The 16,951-nt window shown below is 70.6% G+C and carries 19 protein-coding genes; 7 read left to right on the forward strand and 12 right to left on the reverse strand.

The genetic code is table 11. The annotated features are described in order from the left end of the window. The 6 genes from accA to ABTZ89_RS05200 form a co-directional block, all read right to left on the reverse strand. Positions 1–1,551 (reverse strand): acetyl-CoA carboxylase carboxyl transferase subunit alpha (gene accA, locus ABTZ89_RS05175; RefSeq protein WP_351040422.1); only part of this gene is annotated, 1,551 nt, incomplete at its 3' end. Between the two features lie 25 nt (positions 1,552–1,576). After that, on the reverse strand, positions 1,577–2,491 hold the full coding sequence (locus tag ABTZ89_RS05180; protein WP_351040424.1) for an MBL fold metallo-hydrolase: 915 nt from the start codon (positions 2,489–2,491) through the stop codon (positions 1,577–1,579). Next, positions 2,488–3,432: an aromatase/cyclase gene (locus ABTZ89_RS05185; RefSeq protein ID WP_351040426.1), complete on the reverse strand. Its 945-nt coding sequence runs from the start codon at positions 3,430–3,432 to the stop codon at positions 2,488–2,490. The genes ABTZ89_RS05180 and ABTZ89_RS05185 overlap by 4 nt, the downstream gene beginning before the upstream one ends. A 26-nt stretch (positions 3,433–3,458) precedes the next feature. Beyond that, the gene (locus tag ABTZ89_RS05190) at positions 3,459–3,716 is read right to left on the reverse strand and encodes an acyl carrier protein (RefSeq protein ID WP_270947278.1); all 258 of its coding nucleotides are present in this window, start codon (positions 3,714–3,716) and stop codon (positions 3,459–3,461) included. Between the two features lie 29 nt (positions 3,717–3,745). Further along, entirely contained in the window at positions 3,746–4,960 is a 1,215-nt protein-coding gene (locus tag ABTZ89_RS05195) for a ketosynthase chain-length factor (RefSeq protein WP_351040430.1), read from the reverse strand. Continuing rightward, complete coding sequence (locus tag ABTZ89_RS05200; RefSeq protein WP_351040433.1) at positions 4,957–6,225, reverse strand: beta-ketoacyl-[acyl-carrier-protein] synthase family protein; 1,269 nt, start codon at positions 6,223–6,225, stop codon at positions 4,957–4,959. Before ABTZ89_RS05200 ends, ABTZ89_RS05195 begins: the two co-directional genes overlap by 4 nt. A gap of 222 nt (positions 6,226–6,447) precedes the next feature. On the opposite strand from ABTZ89_RS05200, the gene ABTZ89_RS05205 reads away from it, so the two are divergent. Both ABTZ89_RS05205 and ABTZ89_RS05210 read left to right on the forward strand, forming a co-directional pair. Next, positions 6,448–7,233: an SDR family NAD(P)-dependent oxidoreductase gene (locus ABTZ89_RS05205; protein WP_270947275.1), complete on the forward strand. Its 786-nt coding sequence runs from the start codon at positions 6,448–6,450 to the stop codon at positions 7,231–7,233. Positions 7,234–7,273: 40 nt separating this feature from the next. Continuing rightward, entirely contained in the window at positions 7,274–7,735 is a 462-nt protein-coding gene (locus tag ABTZ89_RS05210) for an acetyl-CoA carboxylase biotin carboxyl carrier protein (protein ID WP_351040436.1), read from the forward strand. 57 nt (positions 7,736–7,792) lie between these two features. Here the strand turns inward: ABTZ89_RS05210 and ABTZ89_RS05215 are convergent, their stop codons facing one another. After that, the gene (locus ABTZ89_RS05215) at positions 7,793–8,236 is read right to left on the reverse strand and encodes a nuclear transport factor 2 family protein (protein ID WP_270947273.1); all 444 of its coding nucleotides are present in this window, start codon (positions 8,234–8,236) and stop codon (positions 7,793–7,795) included. Positions 8,237–8,417: 181 nt separating this feature from the next. Here ABTZ89_RS05215 and rfbA point away from each other — a divergent pair, with 181 nt between their 5' ends. Then, a complete protein-coding gene (gene rfbA, locus ABTZ89_RS05220) occupies positions 8,418–9,305 on the forward strand; it encodes a glucose-1-phosphate thymidylyltransferase RfbA (protein ID WP_351040439.1) in 888 nt (295 codons plus the stop codon). Positions 9,306–9,317: 12 nt separating this feature from the next. On the opposite strand, the gene ABTZ89_RS05225 is transcribed toward rfbA, so the two are convergent. Then, positions 9,318–9,887 carry a class F sortase gene (locus ABTZ89_RS05225; RefSeq protein WP_351040442.1) on the reverse strand — a complete coding sequence of 190 codons (570 nt, stop codon included), beginning with the start codon at positions 9,885–9,887 and terminating at the stop codon, positions 9,318–9,320. A 47-nt stretch (positions 9,888–9,934) separates the two neighbouring features. Next, on the reverse strand, positions 9,935–10,672 hold the full coding sequence (locus ABTZ89_RS05230; protein ID WP_351040445.1) for a DUF4142 domain-containing protein: 738 nt from the start codon (positions 10,670–10,672) through the stop codon (positions 9,935–9,937). A 119-nt stretch (positions 10,673–10,791) separates the two neighbouring features. Here ABTZ89_RS05230 and ABTZ89_RS05235 point away from each other — a divergent pair, with 119 nt between their 5' ends. From ABTZ89_RS05235 to ABTZ89_RS05245, 3 genes are all read left to right on the forward strand, one after another. Next, positions 10,792–11,226 (forward strand): VOC family protein, encoded by a 435-nt coding sequence (locus ABTZ89_RS05235; RefSeq protein WP_351040448.1) that lies wholly within the window; start codon positions 10,792–10,794, stop codon positions 11,224–11,226. A gap of 92 nt (positions 11,227–11,318) precedes the next feature. After that, positions 11,319–12,254: a prolyl aminopeptidase gene (gene pip, locus ABTZ89_RS05240; RefSeq protein ID WP_351040450.1), complete on the forward strand. Its 936-nt coding sequence runs from the start codon at positions 11,319–11,321 to the stop codon at positions 12,252–12,254. A gap of 179 nt (positions 12,255–12,433) precedes the next feature. Continuing rightward, complete coding sequence (locus ABTZ89_RS05245; RefSeq protein ID WP_351040453.1) at positions 12,434–13,177, forward strand: SpoIIAA family protein; 744 nt, start codon at positions 12,434–12,436, stop codon at positions 13,175–13,177. A gap of 17 nt (positions 13,178–13,194) precedes the next feature. Here the strand turns inward: ABTZ89_RS05245 and ABTZ89_RS05250 are convergent, their stop codons facing one another. The 3 genes from ABTZ89_RS05250 to ABTZ89_RS05260 form a co-directional block, all read right to left on the reverse strand. Next, on the reverse strand, positions 13,195–14,121 hold the full coding sequence (locus ABTZ89_RS05250) for an alpha/beta fold hydrolase (protein WP_351040456.1): 927 nt from the start codon (positions 14,119–14,121) through the stop codon (positions 13,195–13,197). A gap of 76 nt (positions 14,122–14,197) precedes the next feature. Further along, positions 14,198–14,776 (reverse strand): TetR/AcrR family transcriptional regulator, encoded by a 579-nt coding sequence (locus ABTZ89_RS05255; protein ID WP_270947266.1) that lies wholly within the window; start codon positions 14,774–14,776, stop codon positions 14,198–14,200. A 33-nt stretch (positions 14,777–14,809) separates the two neighbouring features. Continuing rightward, entirely contained in the window at positions 14,810–15,892 is a 1,083-nt protein-coding gene (locus tag ABTZ89_RS05260) for an Lrp/AsnC family transcriptional regulator (RefSeq protein ID WP_351040459.1), read from the reverse strand. 162 nt (positions 15,893–16,054) lie between these two features. Between ABTZ89_RS05260 and ABTZ89_RS05265 the strand changes: the two genes are divergently transcribed. Continuing rightward, positions 16,055–16,951 carry a polysaccharide deacetylase family protein gene (locus tag ABTZ89_RS05265; RefSeq protein ID WP_351040462.1) on the forward strand — a complete coding sequence of 299 codons (897 nt, stop codon included), beginning with the start codon at positions 16,055–16,057 and terminating at the stop codon, positions 16,949–16,951.

The following is a 16,951-nucleotide window of genomic DNA, read 5'->3' on the forward strand; positions in this document are numbered from 1 at the left end:
GTCGCGCAGCCGCCGCGCGGCCAGCGCCGGATCGGCGCCGGTTCCGCCGTCCGGTTCGGGGATCACGCCGTCTACGACCCCGAGGCGCAGCAGATCGCGCGCCGTGATGCCGAGCGCGGCGGCGGCCTTCGGCGCGGCCGCCGGGTCCTTCCAGAGGATCGCCGCGCAGCCTTCCGGGCTGATGACCGAGTACGTCGCGCTGGAGAACATCAGGACCCGGTTGGCCACCGCGATGCCCAGCGCACCACCACTGCCGCCCTCACCGATCACCGCGGAGACCACCGGCACCCGCAAACCGGCCATCAGCTTGAGGTTCTCGGCGACGGCGAACGCCTGTCCCCGCTCCTCGGCCTCGGCACCCGGGTACGCGCCCGGGGTGTCGACGAGCGTGACGACGGGCAGGCCGAGCTTGTCCGCCAGGCGCATCATCCGCGCCGCCTTGCGGTACCCGGCCGGGCTCGGCATGCCGAAGTTGCGCTCGGTCAGCTCCGCCGGGGTGTGGCCCTTCTGCTGGCCGATCACCACCACCGGCCGCCCGCCGAGCCAGGCGGTGCCGGCGACCACCGCCGGGCAGTCCCCGCCGACCCGGTCTCCGCGCAGTTCCTGGAAGTCCTCGAAGGCGAGCGCGAAGTAGTCCAGCGCCGTCGGCCGGTCCAGGTCGCGGGCGTCGCGGACCTGCTGCCACGCATCGGTTTCGGGCAGCTGATCCGGATCGCGCAGGATTTCCGCGCGTACCGATTCCCCGGTGCTGCTCGCGGATTCGGCCACGCGGAGGAGCCTGCCCAGCTCGTGGCGCAGCCTCCCGCGGGCGACCACGAGGTCCACGAACCCCTTCTCGGCGAGCAGTTCGACGGTCTGGAAGTCGGGCGGCAGCTGCTGGCGGATGGTCTGCTCGACGACCCGCCGCCCGGCGAAGCCCAGCCGGGCCGCCGGTTCGGCGATCACCACGTCGGTCGAGGTCGCGAACGAGGCGGCGACCCCGCCGAAGGTCGGGTCGGTGACCAGGCTGATGGTCAGGACCCCGGCCCGGTCCAAGCGCGCCAGCGCCGCGCTCGTCCTGGCCATCTGCATCAGCGACAACGCGCCCTCCTGCATGCGCGCGCCGCCGGAGGCGGTGACCAGCAGCAGCGGGACCCGCTCGGCGAGCGCCTGCTCGGCCGCGCGCGTGATCATCTCGCCGACGTCGCTGCCGAGGCTCCCGCCGAGGAAGCCGAAGTCCATCACCGCGGCGATCGCGGGAGCGCCGTGCACGTGGATCCGCGCGCACACCACCGCTTCGTCCAGCCCGGTCCGGCGGCGCGCGTCGGCCAGCCGGGCCGGGTACGGCCGGCTGTCGACGAACTCCAGCGGATCCGCGCCGACGACCGGCAGCTCCAGCGGTTCCAGCTCCTCCGGATCGGCGAGCTGGCGCAGCCGCTGCCACGCGGTCAGCCTCCCGTGCTGCCCGCACTCGACGCACACCCGCAGGTTCGCGTCCCAGCGCTTGCCGTAGACCGGTGTCGTGCAGCGCTCGCACAGCACCCACTCGGCCTGCCCGATGGTCTGGGTCATGCTCAGATCTCCTCCGCGCGCCGCGTCACGCCAGGCAGGTGGGCAGCTGGCCGTCGTTGAACTCGATCATCTCGCCGAAGATGCGCACCACGTCCAGCGGTCTTCCGAGCTCTCCCCCGTCGAGCTCGGCGTAGGCGCGGTGCAGGTTGCCGACGAGCCGTTCGGGATCGAGCAGGTCGGCGTAGTCGCCCAACCCGGTCCGCCGGGCCAGCTCCAGCGGGGGCAGGCCCTCGGCGTGACCGGTCGCCGCGACCTGCTGGACCCAGCGCAGGTAGGCCTCGGTCCGGTCGATGACCTCGGGCCCGCACACCTCGCCGTGCCCGCCGACGACGACCTCCGCGCCGAGCCCGCGCAGCCGGTCGATCGCCTGCAGGCTGCCGGCGATCGAGCCCATCAGGTTGAACGGCGTGCAGCCGTTCAGCAGGACGTCCCCGGCGAACAGCACGCGGTCCGCGGGCAGCCAGGCCACCACGTCGTTGGTCGTGTGCGCCGGGCCGACGTGGTGCAGCTCGACCACGCGGTCGTCGACGTGCAGGGTCATCCGGTCCTGGAAGGTCACGGTGGGCAGCACGAGCCGGATGTCGCCCCACTCCACGTCCGGCCACAGCTGAGTCAGCCCGAGGCCGGTCTCGGCGATCTCCACCCGTGCCCGCTCGTGCGCGATGATGGTCGCCGCCGGGCCGAAGGCGAAGTTGCCGAACACGTGGTCGCCGTGGTGGTGGGTGTTGACGATCGTGCGGTGCTCACCGGCCCCGAGCCCGTCCACGGCATCCCGCAGGAGCAGCGCCCGGCGCTCGGTGGCGGCGGTGTCCACGACCACGACCCCGTCGCGCCCCGCGATCAGGCCCGAGTTGTTCAGGCACCAGCCGCCGTTGGGCTGGGTGTGGGCGTAGACGCCGTCGGCGATCTCGACCAGCTTCGGTTCGGGCGCGGCGTTCACCGATCGCCCTTCCCGGCGGCGAACTCGCTCGCGTGCTTGAGCGTCGTGAGGCTGTTGTTCCCCAGCGCCGAGCGGACGAACCGCCGGGCATCGGCCAGCGTGCTGCCCGCACCCAGGACTTCCTCGACTGCCTCCGTCCTGATCGACACGGTGTGCCGCGCGGTGACCGTCGTGGTGCCGGCGTCCTCCCGGAACGTCCAGAGTCCACTGTGGCCGGACAGCAGCGCGGGCAGCACGACCTGCTTGTAGGCGATCCACGCCCCGCTCGCGCAGATCCGGTAGGAGCGGGTGGTGTGGGTCGCGCCGCCTTCGGTGACGGTCTCCATCGACAGCTCCTGGACGCCCGGTTCGTCCTCCCGCAGCGACACCGCCTGCACGTGCGGCAGGCGCTGCGCCCACAGGTCGGCGCGGTCGACGAACTCGTAGCAGTCGTCGGCACTTCCGGTGGAGCGGACCGAGTCCTCGAACGAGAAGACCACGTCGTCGATGTCGTCGGCGCGTTCGGCCACGGTGCGCAGCGCGGCGAGCTCCTTCTCGCTGTTGCCGTCCACCGCCCGGTTGATCCAGTCGACGGTGTCCGGGTCGTCGCCGACCGCGCTGAAGTGGTGCAGCAGCACGACTTCGGTGCGCCCGTCGGGCAGCGCGTCGAGCCGCCACTCCCCGCCCATCGAGGCCACCGGGGGCTGGCTGACCTCCTGTTCGAAGGACACCGTCCGCCGCACCGGGTCGAGCTCCCGGCGCGAGGTCCAGCTCTTGACGGTGCCGTTGAGCAGCGCCCACAACCGGAACCGCTCGTGGCGGTCGCCGCGCTCGAGGTGGTGCACGTGCAGGTTCGGCTCGAACACCGCCGGCCACCGGGTCACGTCCGCGACCAGGGCGTACAGCTGATCCGCGGGTGCCGAGACGACGAGCCGGTGCTCGGTCCGGTGCAGTGCTGGCATCACGACCTCCTGGTTCGGTGAGCGGTTCAGGCGGTCTCGACGGCGGCGCCGTTCACCGCGTCCAGCACCTGGCGGGGCGTGCGCAGTTCGACGACCTGGTCGTCCGGGATGACCACGCCCAGCTCCTGCCGGATGCGCGCCGCGGTCTCCATCAGCGCCAGCGAGTCGTAGCCGAGGTCGTCGAAGTCGGTGTCGATGGCGTCGGCGCCGAGCTCGGTGGCCTCGTCCTCGCCCGCGCACTCCACGAGGATGCGGCGCAGGTCGTCGATGGTCATCTTGCCCATGGTGAACTCCCCAATCCTGTTGTCCTGGTTCAGGAATCGATGCTTCGGACGACGATGGCCGAGTTGAAGCCCCACTTGCCTCGCGCTAGCACCAGCGCCGTCTCGACCTGCTGGTACCTGGGGGCTGCGGTGACCAGGTCGAGCTGGTGGTCGGGCACCGGTTCGGCGGTGTGCACCATCGGCGGGATCACGCCGTCGCGGATGGTCAGCAGCGCGGCCACCAGGTCGAGCGGGCCGCCACCGGAGTAGAGGCGCCCGGTCAGCGTCTTCGGCGCGGTCACCGGGACCGCGTTCGGGCCGAACGCACCGCGGATCGCCTCGGCCTCGATCGCGTCCAGCTCGGCGACGCCCGAGGCGTCGGCGAACACGACGTCGACCTGGTCCGGCCGCAGACCGGCGTCGGCCAGCGCCAGCTCGATCGCCCGCCGCAGCGCGGGCGGCCGCTCGGATCTCGGCGCGGGATCGAAGGTCGCGGCGTAGCCGAGGACCTCGCCGTAGCCGGTGGCACCGCGCGAACGGGCCGATCCCGCGTCCTCGAGGAGGAGGATCGCCCCGCCCTCGCCCGGCACGTAGCCGTTGGCCGCCACGTCGAACGGCAGGTACGCCCGCTGCGGATCGGTGGCCGTGCTGATCCGGCCGCTGGCCAGGTGCGAGACCCAGCCCCACGGGTCGAAGGACGAGTCGACGCCGCCGGTGACCACCATCGGCGTTCCACCGCGAACCGCGCGCCGCGCGTGCCCGACCGCGTCCAGGCCGCCGGCCTGCTCCGCGACCAGCACCGACCCCGGCCCGCGCAGCCCGTGCCGGATCGAGATCTGGCCGGTGTTCACCGCGTAGAACCAGGCGAACGACTCGTAGACGCTGACGAACTCGGGGCCCTGCGCCCACAGCTTCTGGAACTCCCGGTGGGTGAACTCGAAACCACCGGTGGCGTTCGAGGTGATCACGCCGGTGCCGTACTCGGCCAGCTCCGCGGGGTCCACGCCCGCGTCCGCCAGCGCCCAGTCCGCCGCCGCGATCGCGAACCGGGTCGAGACGTCGGTCTGCGGCAGCAGCCGCTTCGGCAGGTGGTCGGCGGCCTCGAAGTCCAGCACCTGGCCCGCCAGCTGCGCCGGGTAGCCGGTCGGGTCGAACCGGCTGAGCCTGCTGATCCCGTGGCGCCCCTTCACCGTCGCCGCCCAGTAGTCGTCGACGCCGAGTCCGTTCGGCGCGACCACTCCCATGCCGGTCACCCACGTGCTCATGAGTTCGTCCCTCCCAATCGGCGCAGCACCATCGCGCTCTGGAAACCACCGAACCCGCTGCCGACGCTGAGCACGGTGTCCACCTGCTGCTCGCGGGCGACCAGCGGCACGTAGTCCAGGTCGCACTCGGGGTCGGCTTCGCGCAGGTTCGCCGTCGGCGGCACGACGCCGTGCTCGATGGCCAGCGCGCACGCCGCGACCTCGATCGATCCGATCGCGCCGAGGGAGTGCCCGACCATCGACTTGATCGAGCTGACCGGGGTCCGGTAGGCGTGCTCGCCCAGGCTGCGCTTGAACGCTGCGGTCTCGTGGCGGTCGTTCTGCTTCGTGCCGGAGCCGTGCGCGTTGATGTAGTCGATGGCGCTCGGATCGATCCGCGCCCGGTCCACCGCCACCCGGATCGCTTCGGCCATCTCGCGGCCGTCGGCCTTCAGGCCCGTCATGTGGTAGGCGTTGAGCCGCGTCGCGTACCCGGAGATCTCGGCGTAGACGTGCGCCCCGCGGGCCCGGGCGTGCTCCAGCTCCTCCAGCACGAACAGCGCCGCGCCTTCGGCGAGCACGAATCCGTTGCGGGAGTTGTCGAACGGCCGCGAGGCGTGCTCCGGGTCGTCGTTGCGCGGGGTGGTCGCCTTGATCGCGTCGAAGCAGGACACCACGATCGGCGTGATCGGGGTGTCGGCCGCACCGGCCACCATCACGTCGGTGGTGCCTTCGGCGATGAGGTCGCAGGCGTGGCTGAGCGAGTCCAGCCCGGACGTGCAGCCGTCCGAGACCATCGCGACCGGCCCTTCGGCACCGACCGTCCACGCCACCTCGGCGGGCATCACGCCGGGCGAGAGGTAGTCGAACATGTGCGCCGACAGGTAGGCCGGGTCGACCCGCCACTCCCGGCCCGCGTCGGAGAGCACCAGGTACTCCTGCTCCAGGCTGGTCGCCGCGGCTACCGCGCTGCCCAGGCTCACCCCGATCCGCTCCGGCGCGACCCGCTCGAACTCCAGCCCGCTGTCGGCGACCGCGTCCCGGGCGCACACCACGGCGAACTGGGCGGCGCGGTCCATGCGGCGGATCTCGCGCGGCGACAGCCCTTCGTGCTCCGCGTCGAAGTCGCACTCGGCCGCGATCTGGGAGCGGTAGGGGGACGGATCGAAGAAGCTGATCCGCCGGGTGGCCGTCCGCCCCGACGTCAGCAGGTCCCAGAAGTTCTTCGCACCGAGCCCGCCGGGGGCGCGCACCCCGACACCGGTGATCACCACACGCCGTGCCACCCGACACCTCCCAGTCCGTACCGGTTCGGTCTCGAACAGTGCAGCCGGGGCCTCGAACCGGACTCGAAGGTGGATTGCACCTCCGGCGCGGGCACCGGATTTCCCTTGGCAGGACGGGGGAAACCGGGATTCCGGCGGCTCTCCACGCGCGCTCGAGACGGTCTCGACGACGCCGCGCCACGCTGCGTCGACAGTGCACCGCAGACGAGCAATGGAGGACTCATGCCCGCCAACACCAAGCCCGTCGCCCTCGTCACCGGGGCCACCAGCGGGATCGGCCTGGCGATCACCCGCAGGCTCGGCCGGCTCGGCGCGCGGGTCTACATCTGCGCTCGGCGCGCCGAGGAGCTGACCACGACGATCAAGACGCTCACCGAGGAAGGCCTCGAGGTCGACGGCAGCACCTGCGACGTCAGCGTGCCCGCGCAGATCCCGGAACTGGTCGGCGCCGCGGTCGACCGGTTCGGCCCGATCGACGTGCTGATCAACAACGCCGGGCGCTCCGGTGGCGGCGTCACCGTCGAGGTCGACGACGAGGTCTGGTTCGACGTGATCAACACCAACCTGAACAGCGTCTTCCTGATGACCAAGCAGGTGCTCACCGCGGGCGGGATGCTGGCGCAGGAACGCGGCCGGATCATCAACATCGCCTCCACCGGCGGGAAGCAGGGCGTCATCTGGGGTTCGCCCTACTCGGCGTCCAAGCACGGCGTGGTCGGCTTCACCAAGTCGCTCGGGCTCGAGCTGGCCAAGACCGGGATCACGGTCAACGCCGTCTGCCCCGGATTCGTGGAAACCCCGATGGCGGAACGGGTTCGGGCGCACTACTCGAAGATCTGGAGCGTCACCGAGCAGGAGGCGCACGAGCGCGTCACCACCCGGGTTCCGCTGGGCCGCTACGTCGAACCCGAGGAGGTCGCCGCGATGGTGGAGTACCTCGTCAGCGACGGCGCAGCCGCGGTGACCGCGCAAGCGCTCAACGTGTGCGGCGGCCTTGGCAACTACTGACCGGTCCGCCCTGCAGCCGAACGACGACGGAGGTGTTGCCATGGCGGAGAAAACCGCGCCCGAGCACGAGCTCGGCGCCGTCCTCACGACGATCGAGCAGCACGTCACCCGGATGCTGACCGGACTGCCGAACAGCCCGACGGCGCTGCGCGTCCGGTTCGGCGACGTGGCGGTGGAAACGGAGTGGACTGCGCCGGTCGCGGCCGCTCCCCCACCGGCCGCGCCGGTCCGCTCCACCGACGAGCCCGCCGACGACCGGTCCCTGCACGTCCGCGCCCCGTCGGTCGGGGTGTTCTACCGCGCGCCGGAACCGGGCGCCGAACCGTTCGTCAGCGAGGGCGACGTGATCCGCCCCGGGCAGCAGGTGGCGATCGTGGAGGCGATGAAGCTGATGATCCCGGTGAAGTCCGAGGTGCACGGCGAGGTCGTCGCAGTGCTGAAGGCCAACGGCGACCCGGTGGAGTACGACGAGCCGCTGCTGGCGGTCGTCCCCGTCGACTGAACCCACCGACGATTCGGCTCCGGGGCGCACGCACACCCCGGAGCCGAATCGTCGTGCTCACACCGCGACCGCAGCGAACTCCTGGTCGTGGTCGACCGCGCGGGACTTCAGGCGCAGCGCCCCCCGGTCCCGGACGATGACGTCGTTGACCACGCAGCTGGGCCCCACGTCCGGCCGGCCGCCGGGCCTGGTGGTGAGGACCAGCGCGTACGCGGTCGAGCTCAGCGACCCGTCCTCCTGCTGCTCGAGCACGACGTGGTTGAAGTAGTGCCGGCGCTGCACCGGATCGCCGTCGAACTTCTTGTGGAACTCGTGCAGGGCCTCGGTGATGCCCTGACGGGTCTGCGCGGCCGGCAGCTTCGGCGAGTGCTTGAACGTGCCGTCGGCGGTGAACGTCGCCGCGTACGACTCGAAGTCACCACCGTCGAGCGCCTGCATCTGCCGGGCGTAGAAGTGCAGCACTTCGGCGTAGAGCTCGGGTGGGACGGGTGATCCGGTCATGCTCTCCTCCGAGACTGGTGTCGTTTCGAGCTTCCAGCCAACGCTGCGGGCCCGGCGTCGAACTCCACTTGAGACGACCTGGAACGGCGCCGCGATCGCGCCTGTAGCGCCGTTCGAGCCGGTGTGGACGCCGACGCAGCACGCTGGCCGTGGTCTTGCCGATACCTCGGAGGTGGCAGGGATGAAGGGGATCATCCTCGCGGGTGGTCACGGCACGCGGCTGCACCCGGTCACGCTGGGCGTCTCGAAGCAGCTGCTGCCGGTCTACGACAAACCGATGATCTACTACCCGCTGTCGGTGCTGATGCTGGCGGGCATCCGGGAGGTCCTGCTGATCTCCACGCCGAACGACCTGGACGGGTTCCGCCGCCTGCTCGGCGATGGCGGCGAACTGGGGTTGAGCATCGACTACGCGGAGCAGACCGAACCGCGCGGCCTGGCCGACGCGTTCCTGCTCGGCGCCGAGCACATCGGTGCCGATCCGGTGGCGCTCATCCTGGGCGACAACATCTTCCACGGCCAGGGCTTCTCGACCCTGCTGGCGAGCACGGCGGCCGAGGTCGACGGCTGCGTGCTGTTCGGGTACCCGGTGCACGACCCCGAGCGCTACGGCGTCGGCGAGGTGGACGAGACGGGCCGGCTGATCTCGATCGAGGAGAAGCCCAGCCGCCCGCGCTCCAACAAGGCCGTCACCGGCCTGTACTTCTACGACAACGACGTGGTCGACATCGCCAAGAACCTGCACCCGTCACCGCGTGGGGAGCTCGAGATCACCGACGTCAACCGGCACTACCTGGCCAGGGGGAAGGCCCGGCTGGTCGACCTCGGACGCGGATTCGCCTGGCTGGACACCGGAACTCACGAGTCGCTGGCCGAAGCCGGCCAGTACGTGCGCATCCTGGAGCACCGCCAGGGCGTGCGGATCGCCTGCATCGAGGAGATCGCGATGCGCATGGGCTTCATCGACGAGAACGCCTGCTACCGCCTCGGCGAGAAGCTGTCGAAGTCGCCGTACGGCCGGTACATCATGGAGGTCGCCGCCGGCGGGCGGTCGGCCCACGACGGCTGACCGCCGGTCCCGCTATGCCGGGACGGCGTACGCGACGACGTTGTCCTCGTACTGGCGGATGCCGTCGTCGAAGCGTCCGCCGCAGGTGATCAGGACCAGGCGGGGGCGGCCGGTGCGTTCGAACACGTCCATCGGCAAGAAGTCCTTCGGGTAGCTGCGCAGCGCCTCGACCCGGTACCGGGTGGTGCGGCTGGCGGAGATGACCTCGACGATCTCGCCCGGATTGAGGTCAGCCACCTCGAAGAACGCACCTGGGCCGGCGCTGCGGGTGTCGACGTGCCCGGCGAGCACCACTGTGCCCACCCGGGATCCCGGTGCGGCACCGGCACTCCACCATCCGACGACGGCCGGTGACTCGGGCACGTCCAACTGCTGGTCTGGCCCCAGCAGCACCGGCTGCACCGGCGCGTCGACTCCCACCGACGGCATCCTGATCCGCTGCGGCACCTCGCCATCCGGTACCGGCTCCAGCACTTCCCGCTTCTCAACGGGATCGGACGGCGAATGCGCGGGCGGCACCGTTCCCGAGTGCGGCAGCGAGGGCCCGGACAACGAGTACCCCAGCCCTGCTGCCGCAGTCACGAGTCCGAGTACGAGCAGTACTCCAGGTGTCCAACGACGCCACCGGCTCACCCGAACCGCCGGCGCAGCAACACCACCCCAGCGCCCGCGGCGATCGCCAGCCCGCCGGCCATCAGCGCCAAGCCGGTGGTGCTGGACTGGATCCGCTCGGCCAAGCCGCCGGTCCCGGTGTTCGCACCCTTCGGCGTGGCTTCAACGGCCTTCGACGCTTCCTGCGCGTGGTTCAGGTGTTTGAGGACCGCCGGGAGGAAGTCCTTCGCGAAGGCCTGCACGTCGGCGTCCCCACCGGAGCCGATCTCGGAGCGGGTGAACGCGGCCGCCTCCTCGTGCCCGGAGACCTGCGCCTTCAGGTAGGCGGTGTCGAAAGCAGCGCCCGACGCCTTCTCCAGCTCGTGGCCCGTGCTCTGCTGCTCCGCGCTCGGCGACGTCGGCAAGGTCACGCCCTTCCGGCTCGCCAGCTCCTCCATCTTGGCCTTGGCGTCCTGGTGATCGGCGAGCGTCTCCTGCGCCAGCGATCGCACCTGCGGCGTGGTCGCCTTCTTCAGCGCGAGCTCACCGATGGTGATCTCCGCCAGGTTCACCTGCTCGGCCTTCGTCAGGAAAGAACTGTCCTGATCGGACATCGCGGCGGCCACGGCGCCCGACGACTGCACCTGCCCCGCCGATGGCGGAACAGCCTGCGCCGCAACGCCGGGCGCGGCCAGCACCGCCATCACGACCGCACCACCGACAGCCGCCACAGCGCACTTCCCCATCCCGATCACATCCCCCAGGTAAGTCAGCATGTCCCGAGCGGGATACCCCATGTCCCACCGCGAAAACCCCCTGCACCGGACCGAAACTGCGTTCGCAGTCAGCGCACCCCGTGGAGGACCGGAACAGCACGCGCCACTAGGCTGGAGCGATGACGTCGGTCAAACAGTTCCAGGTCACCTTCGACTGCGCAGAACCCGAGCGCGTTGCTCGTTTCTGGTGCGAGGTTCTGGGGTACGCGGCACCCCCGCCGCCGGAGGGTTTCGCCTCCTGGGACGACTACAACGGCTCGCTGCCCGCCGAGCAGCGGGATTCGGCGTTCGCCTGCAGCGACCCCACCGGTGTGGGCCCGCGGCTGTTCTTCCAGCGCGTTCCCGAGGACAAGGTCGCCAAGAACCGGGTACACCTCGACGTGCGGATCGGCACCGGGCTCGTGGGCGAAGAGCGCCTCGCCAAGCTCGAGGCGGAGTGCGCACGCCTGGTCGCGCTCGGCGCGACCCGCGTCCGCCTCCTGCCCGCCGACGACGAAGAGGAGTCCTGCATCGTGATGCAGGACGTCGAGGGCAACGAGTTCTGCCTGGACTGAACCTGTTCTGAGCCTGGTGCGAAAGTCCTCTCCGCTTATGCTGAGCGACGCGATTGCGACTGAGCGTATGCAGTTCCGGACGGGGGTGGCGGGTGTATCCGGAGATCGAGCCTGACGAGTCCGGGATGCTCGATGTGGGCGATAAGCATCGGGTGTACTGGGAGGTCTGCGGCAACCCGCGCGGCAAGCCGGCAGTGGTCGTGCACGGTGGTCCGGGTTCCGGCTGCTCGGCTGGCATGCGCCGGTTCTTCGACCCGTCTGCCTACCGGATCGTGCTGTTCGACCAGCGAATGTGCGGCCGTAGCACACCGCATGCCAGTGAGCCCGGGGCCGATCTTTCCGCGAACACAACTGACCACCTGCTCGCCGACATGGAACGACTGCGCGAACACTTGGGCATTGACCGCTGGCTGGTGTTCGGCGGCTCTTGGGGCTCGGTGCTCGGTCTGCTCTACGCCGAGCGGCATCCGGACCGGATATCGGAGATGGTGCTATGCGGACTGGCCACCGGGCGGCAGGCAGAAACCGATCTGCTTACGCGCGGATTGGGTGAGGTCTTCCCGGAGGCATGGGCGCGGTTCCGGGCCGGGGTGCCCGAGGAGGACCGCGACGGGGATCTGGCCGACGCCTATCACCGGCTGCTGATGCACCCCGATCCGGTCGTGCACGCCAAGGCGGCCCGCGACTGGTGCGCATGGGAGGACGCCATCGTGCCGACCTCGCCGAGCCCGAGCCCACGGTTCCAGGACCCGACTTTCGCCCTCGGCTTCGCCCGGATCGTCACGCACTTCTGGCGACACGGCTCCTGGCTGGAGGAGGGCGTTGTGCTGGCGGAGGCAGGGCAGCTGGCCGGCATTCCCGGAGCGCTTGTCCAGGGCAACCTCGACCTGGGCAATCTGATCGGCACCCCGTGGCAACTGGCCGCTGCTTGGCCTGGCAGCGAGCTGATGCTGGTGGATGCCGGGCACCACGCCACAGGGGCTCTGGGCGCGGCGATCGTCGGGGCCACCGACCGGTTCCGCGGCTAGGCCGAACCAGGGGACAGCGCATCTCGCCCGATCACCTGCCACCGGCACAAAGATGTCACGACCGAGGTATTGCGGGGGGGCAACGAGTTCTGCTCGGACTGAGCCGGGTCAGCTCGCGCTGATCCCTCCTGCACCTGGCCGCGCCGTGACGAATACTCGGGTGGCGAGGGGGTGTCGAGATGCTCGAGAAGATCGCCGACGTGCCCGCGGAGATCGATGCGGTCAAGGCCGTGGGCAAGCTGTCGAAGGCGGACTACGAAACGGTCCTCGAACCGCTCTTCGACGCCGCGCGCCGGGACGACCGGCGCATTCGGCTGCTGTACCAGGTCGGCCCGGAGTTCCAGGGCTTCACCGCCGGCGCGGCGTGGGAGGACGCGAAGGTCGGGTGGGGGTTCATCCGGCTGATCGAGGGCTGCGCGGTCGTCACCGACATCCGGTGGATCGCCGAATCGACCCGCCTGGCGAGCTTCCTGCTGCCCTGCCCGGTGCGGATCTTCAGCAACGACGACCGGGACGCGGCCGTCGAGTGGTTGACGTCGCTGCCAGAAGGACCGGGCGTGTCGCACCACATCATCCCCGAGTCCGGCGTGCTCGTGGTGGAGGTCGAAGAACCGCTCCGCGCACCCGACTTCGAAGCCCTGGCGCACACGGCCGACTCCTGGCTGGAGCAGCACCGCGACCTGCCCGGGCTGGTGGTCCACGTCCGGGAGTTCCCCGGCTGGGAGAACATCACCGGCCTGATCCGGCACATCCGCTTCGTCCGCGACCACCACCGCAGCGTCAAGCGCGTGGCGCTGGTCGCGGACAGCAAGCTCGCCGGGCTCGCCCCGCACCTGGTGAACCACTTCGTGCAAGCGGAGGTGACCAGCTTCGGCTACGACGCCCTCGACGCCGCCATCGCCTGGGCCGCCGGTCCGACCTGAGCTGCCCGCCGGGTTCCCTAGCTCTGGGCGAAGAACGTCGTCAGCTGGTCGACCACGAACTCCGGCTGCTCCTCGGGGATGTAGTGCCCGCTGCCGGGAACTGCGACGACGTGCACGTCGGTGCCCCTGTCGGCCATCTGCTCCCGCAGCAGCGCGTAGTTGTCCTCCGCGGCCAAGGTCAGGATCGGAGTGGTCACCGGCGGGTACGCGTCCAGGTCCGCGACGTCCTGGCGCATCGTCTGGTACCAGCGGTTGCCCGCCCGGATGGCCTCTGGCGATTCGTAGGCGTGGGCGTAGACGCGTCGGGCCTGCTCGTCGACCGAGGCCTGATCGACGAGCATGTGCCCGTAGAGCCAGTCGACGAGCAACCGGAACCGTCCGTCGAGCAGTCGTTCCGGCAGTTCCTGGAGCTGGTTGAACGCGAACCACCACGGGTACCCGCCGCGGCCCTCGGTGAGCGCGGCGACCTGCTCGTCGCTGGCCGGGAGCATCGGGATGGCCAGCCACGATTCGACCGGCACGCCCAGGTCCATGGTGACCAACCGGCGCACGGCGCGCGGAAATCCCGCGGTCAGGTGGTAGCCGACCGACGCACCGATGTCGTGCCCCGCGACGAAGGCCGACTCGTGGCCGAGATGTCCGATCAGCGCGCGGATGTCGGCCGCCATGGTCTTCTTGTCGTAGCCGGTCTCCGGTTTGGCCGACCCGCCCATCCCCCGCATGTCGACCGCGATCACGCGGAAGCGGCGGGCGAGCTCGGGCATGATCTTGCGGAACTGCCACCAGGTCTGCGGCCACCCGCCGAGCAGGACGAGCGGGTCGCCCGCGCCTCCGCTGACGTAGTGCAGCCGCGTCCCGTTCACCTCGGCGTGCGCGCTGGTGAACTCGCCGTCCAGCGACGCGGCCAGTTCGGCGTCGGTGGGCGCAACAGGCGTGGAAACCACGATCAGATCTCCTTTATTGGAATGCTCGGTCAAGAAAATAGGCATGCGAAAGCCGCCGAGAACGACGGGGATCGGCTCAGTCGAGCAGCGCGAGGGCCTGTTCGACCGCGTCGTCGAGCAGCCGCCGGCGCAGCGAGGTCTTGCCGACCACGCGCACGCCCTGCAGCAAGGTGACCAGGAAGCGCGCCAGTGCCACCGGGTCGCGATCAGCGGGCAGCTCACCCTCGTTCCTGGCCCGCACCAACGCGGCCGACAGGACGGTCTCCATGGTCTCCAACGCCGAAGCCACGAGACGGCCGGCGGCCTCGTCACCGGGCAGCTCCACCGCGGTGTTGGTCGTCAGACACCCTTTGTACTGGTCATCGGCCAGCGAGGTCTGCACGTACCAGCGGACCATCGCCCGCACTGCGTCGAGCGAGGAGCCCGGTGCGGCGAGCTGGTCGAGCAACCCGGCGCGCGCGTCGTCCACGTAGCGCTCGACCGCCGCCAGGTACAGATCGCGCTTGCCGCCGAACGCCCCGTAGATGCTGCCGCGCCCCAGGCCCAGCTGGTCGACCAGGTCCTGCATCGACGTCGCCTCGTACCCCTGGCGCCAGAACAGATCCATCGCCGACCGCAGCGCCGCGTCGGGATCGAACTCCTTCACCCTTCCCACGACCGGCAACACTACAGATATTGGACCGACCGTTCAAGAAAGCCTCGCCGTGATCCCGGTCAGGCAATCGGACCCGGCGCCTTCGTCGCACCACGGGTCGATGGGGACGCACTCGCGCTTGCGGCCCAGTTCGTCCAGGATCCAGCCCTGGCGCTTCACCGTGCGCAGCACGATGACGTGGTCGGCGATCTCGAACTCGGGGTGCGCGTCGACGATCCGCTCCTCCAGGTCCAGGGAGCTGTCGGTGGAGTGCAACCAGGTCGACACCAGCAAGTTCGTGCTCCCGCTGATGGCGACCAGCTGGCGGACCTCGGGCATCCGGGCCAGCTGGTCGCAGATGCGCCTCCGGTCGTCGTGCGGCACCCGCGCCCACAGCAGCGTGCTCACCGGCCAGCCCGTCAGGTGCTGGGAGATCTCGCAGCGGAAGGCGACCGCACCCGAGTTCGCCAGCCGGGACAGCCTGCGGCGGGTCGCCGTGTGGCTGGCGCCGGTGCGCTCGGCGAGTTCGGTGACCGGCGCCCGGCCGTCCGCCGCCAGCGCGAGCAGCAGCGCGTGGTCGGCCGCGGACAGGCGCCCCGGCAACGCAGCCGCACCTTCTGCAGCGGGCTGGAGCCGCTCGCACTGACCGCGGGACAGCGCATCCAACCGCCAGGCGTTCCCGGCCAGGTAGATGCGGGTGCTGACCTGGGTGTCCACCTTGACCACGCCGGGCAGCCGGCTGACCTCGTCCAGGATGAAGCGCGACAACGCCGGGAGATCGCGGGCGACGGCGTTGACCTGCAGGTCGCGGCCGCTGGCCACCTCCATCACCGACTTCGTCCGCGGATCCCGGGCCAGCGCGAGCGCCACCCGCTCCCGCTCCCCCGGTTCGCAGTGGACGTCGAGGAAGGCGTTGCACACCGAGCGCCACAGCTCAGGACTGCCGGTGGCGGTGACCCACGCCTGCCCCCGCTCGACGAGCCGCCCCCAGCGCCGGGCCACCGTGGCAGCGCTGAGTCCGAGGACCTCGCCCACCAACGTCCAGGAGGCGCGGGGAGCGACCTGCAGGGCGTTGGCGATGGCGAGATCGGTCTCGTCCAGACCTTCGACGGAAGCCGCCCCGGCGAAATCTTCCATGCACAGCCTTCCTGCGGCGATTTCCGTCGATTTTCGTGCGCGATCAGCGTCGATGGCCACGATGAGGCACCACAGCACGACCGCGCAAGTGCCGCGGTCCGCGCGGCCGGCGATCCCGGACGCCGAACCCACCAACCCCGCTCTCGACGAAGGACGAATGGGATGACGCAACCCGAGTTGCAGCCCTGGCAGTGGGACGAGGAGACCTGGCGCCGGCACATCGGGCGCGTCCGCGCCGGACGCTCCCTCCGACCCGACAGCTGGCCCGGCGGCGCCAAGTGCGCGGTGGCCGTGTCGTTCGACTCCGACCACGAAACACCGGCGCTGCGCGACGGCCTGACGAGTCCGGCCCAGATGGCCCAGGGCGAGTACGGAGCGCGCGTGGCGGTGCCGAAGATCCTCGCGCTGCTGGCGAAGTACGACGTTCCGGCCAGCTTCTTCATGCCCGCGGTGTGCGCGCTGCTCCGACCGGAAGAAGCGCAGACCTACGTCGCAGCGGGCCACGAAGTGGGGATCCACGGCTGGATCCACGAGCGCAACGCGCTCCTGCCCGCCGACGACGAGCGCGAGCTGCAACTGCGCAGCGCGGACGCGCTGGAGCGGGTGACGGGCGTGCGCCCGGTCGGGATCCGCACCCCCTCCTGGGACTTCTCCGAGCACACCTTGGCCATCACCCGCGAGATGGGGCTGCTCTACGACTCCTCGCTCATGGCCGACGACGAACCGCACGAGCTGCTGGAGAACGGGGAGCCCACCGGGGTGGTGGAGATCCCCGTGGAGTGGATCCGCGACGACGCGCCCTACTTCATGATGGAGCGCTTCGCCTCGCTGCGGCCCTACATCTCCCCGCGCGAGGTGCTGTCGATCTGGCGGGACGAGTTCGACGCCGCCCGCACCGAAGGCGGTCTGTTCCAGATCACCTTCCACCCGCACATCATCGGCCACCGCTCGCGGCTGGCCGTGCTGGACGAGCTGCTCGCCCACATCGCCGGCCACGACGACGTCTGGTTCGCCACGCATCAGCAGATCGCTGAGCACTGCCTGGCCAGCGCGGCCTGA

This window comes from Saccharopolyspora sp. NPDC002686 (genome assembly GCF_040295745.1).
Classification (GTDB): Bacteria; Actinomycetota; Actinomycetes; order Mycobacteriales; family Pseudonocardiaceae; genus Saccharopolyspora; species Saccharopolyspora oryzae.

Excerpts from the sequence above, each read along its gene's own strand:
- ABTZ89_RS05185 (WP_351040426.1), bottom strand. The coding sequence starts at position 3,432 with ATGCCAGCACTGCACCGGACCGAGCACCGGCTCGTCGTCTCGGCACCC.
- ABTZ89_RS05190 (WP_270947278.1), bottom strand. The coding sequence starts at position 3,716 with ATGGGCAAGATGACCATCGACGACCTGCGCCGCATCCTCGTGGAGTGC.
- ABTZ89_RS05195 (WP_351040430.1), bottom strand. The coding sequence starts at position 4,960 with ATGAGCACGTGGGTGACCGGCATGGGAGTGGTCGCGCCGAACGGACTC.
- ABTZ89_RS05205 (WP_270947275.1), top strand. The coding sequence starts at position 6,448 with ATGCCCGCCAACACCAAGCCCGTCGCCCTCGTCACCGGGGCCACCAGC.
- ABTZ89_RS05210 (WP_351040436.1), top strand. The coding sequence starts at position 7,274 with ATGGCGGAGAAAACCGCGCCCGAGCACGAGCTCGGCGCCGTCCTCACG.
- ABTZ89_RS05215 (WP_270947273.1), bottom strand. The coding sequence starts at position 8,236 with ATGACCGGATCACCCGTCCCACCCGAGCTCTACGCCGAAGTGCTGCAC.
- rfbA (WP_351040439.1), top strand. The coding sequence starts at position 8,418 with ATGAAGGGGATCATCCTCGCGGGTGGTCACGGCACGCGGCTGCACCCG.
- ABTZ89_RS05230 (WP_351040445.1), bottom strand. The coding sequence starts at position 10,672 with ATGCTGACTTACCTGGGGGATGTGATCGGGATGGGGAAGTGCGCTGTG.
- ABTZ89_RS05235 (WP_351040448.1), top strand. The coding sequence starts at position 10,792 with ATGACGTCGGTCAAACAGTTCCAGGTCACCTTCGACTGCGCAGAACCC.
- ABTZ89_RS05245 (WP_351040453.1), top strand. The coding sequence starts at position 12,434 with ATGCTCGAGAAGATCGCCGACGTGCCCGCGGAGATCGATGCGGTCAAG.
- ABTZ89_RS05260 (WP_351040459.1), bottom strand. The coding sequence starts at position 15,892 with ATGGAAGATTTCGCCGGGGCGGCTTCCGTCGAAGGTCTGGACGAGACC.
- ABTZ89_RS05265 (WP_351040462.1), top strand. The coding sequence starts at position 16,055 with ATGACGCAACCCGAGTTGCAGCCCTGGCAGTGGGACGAGGAGACCTGG.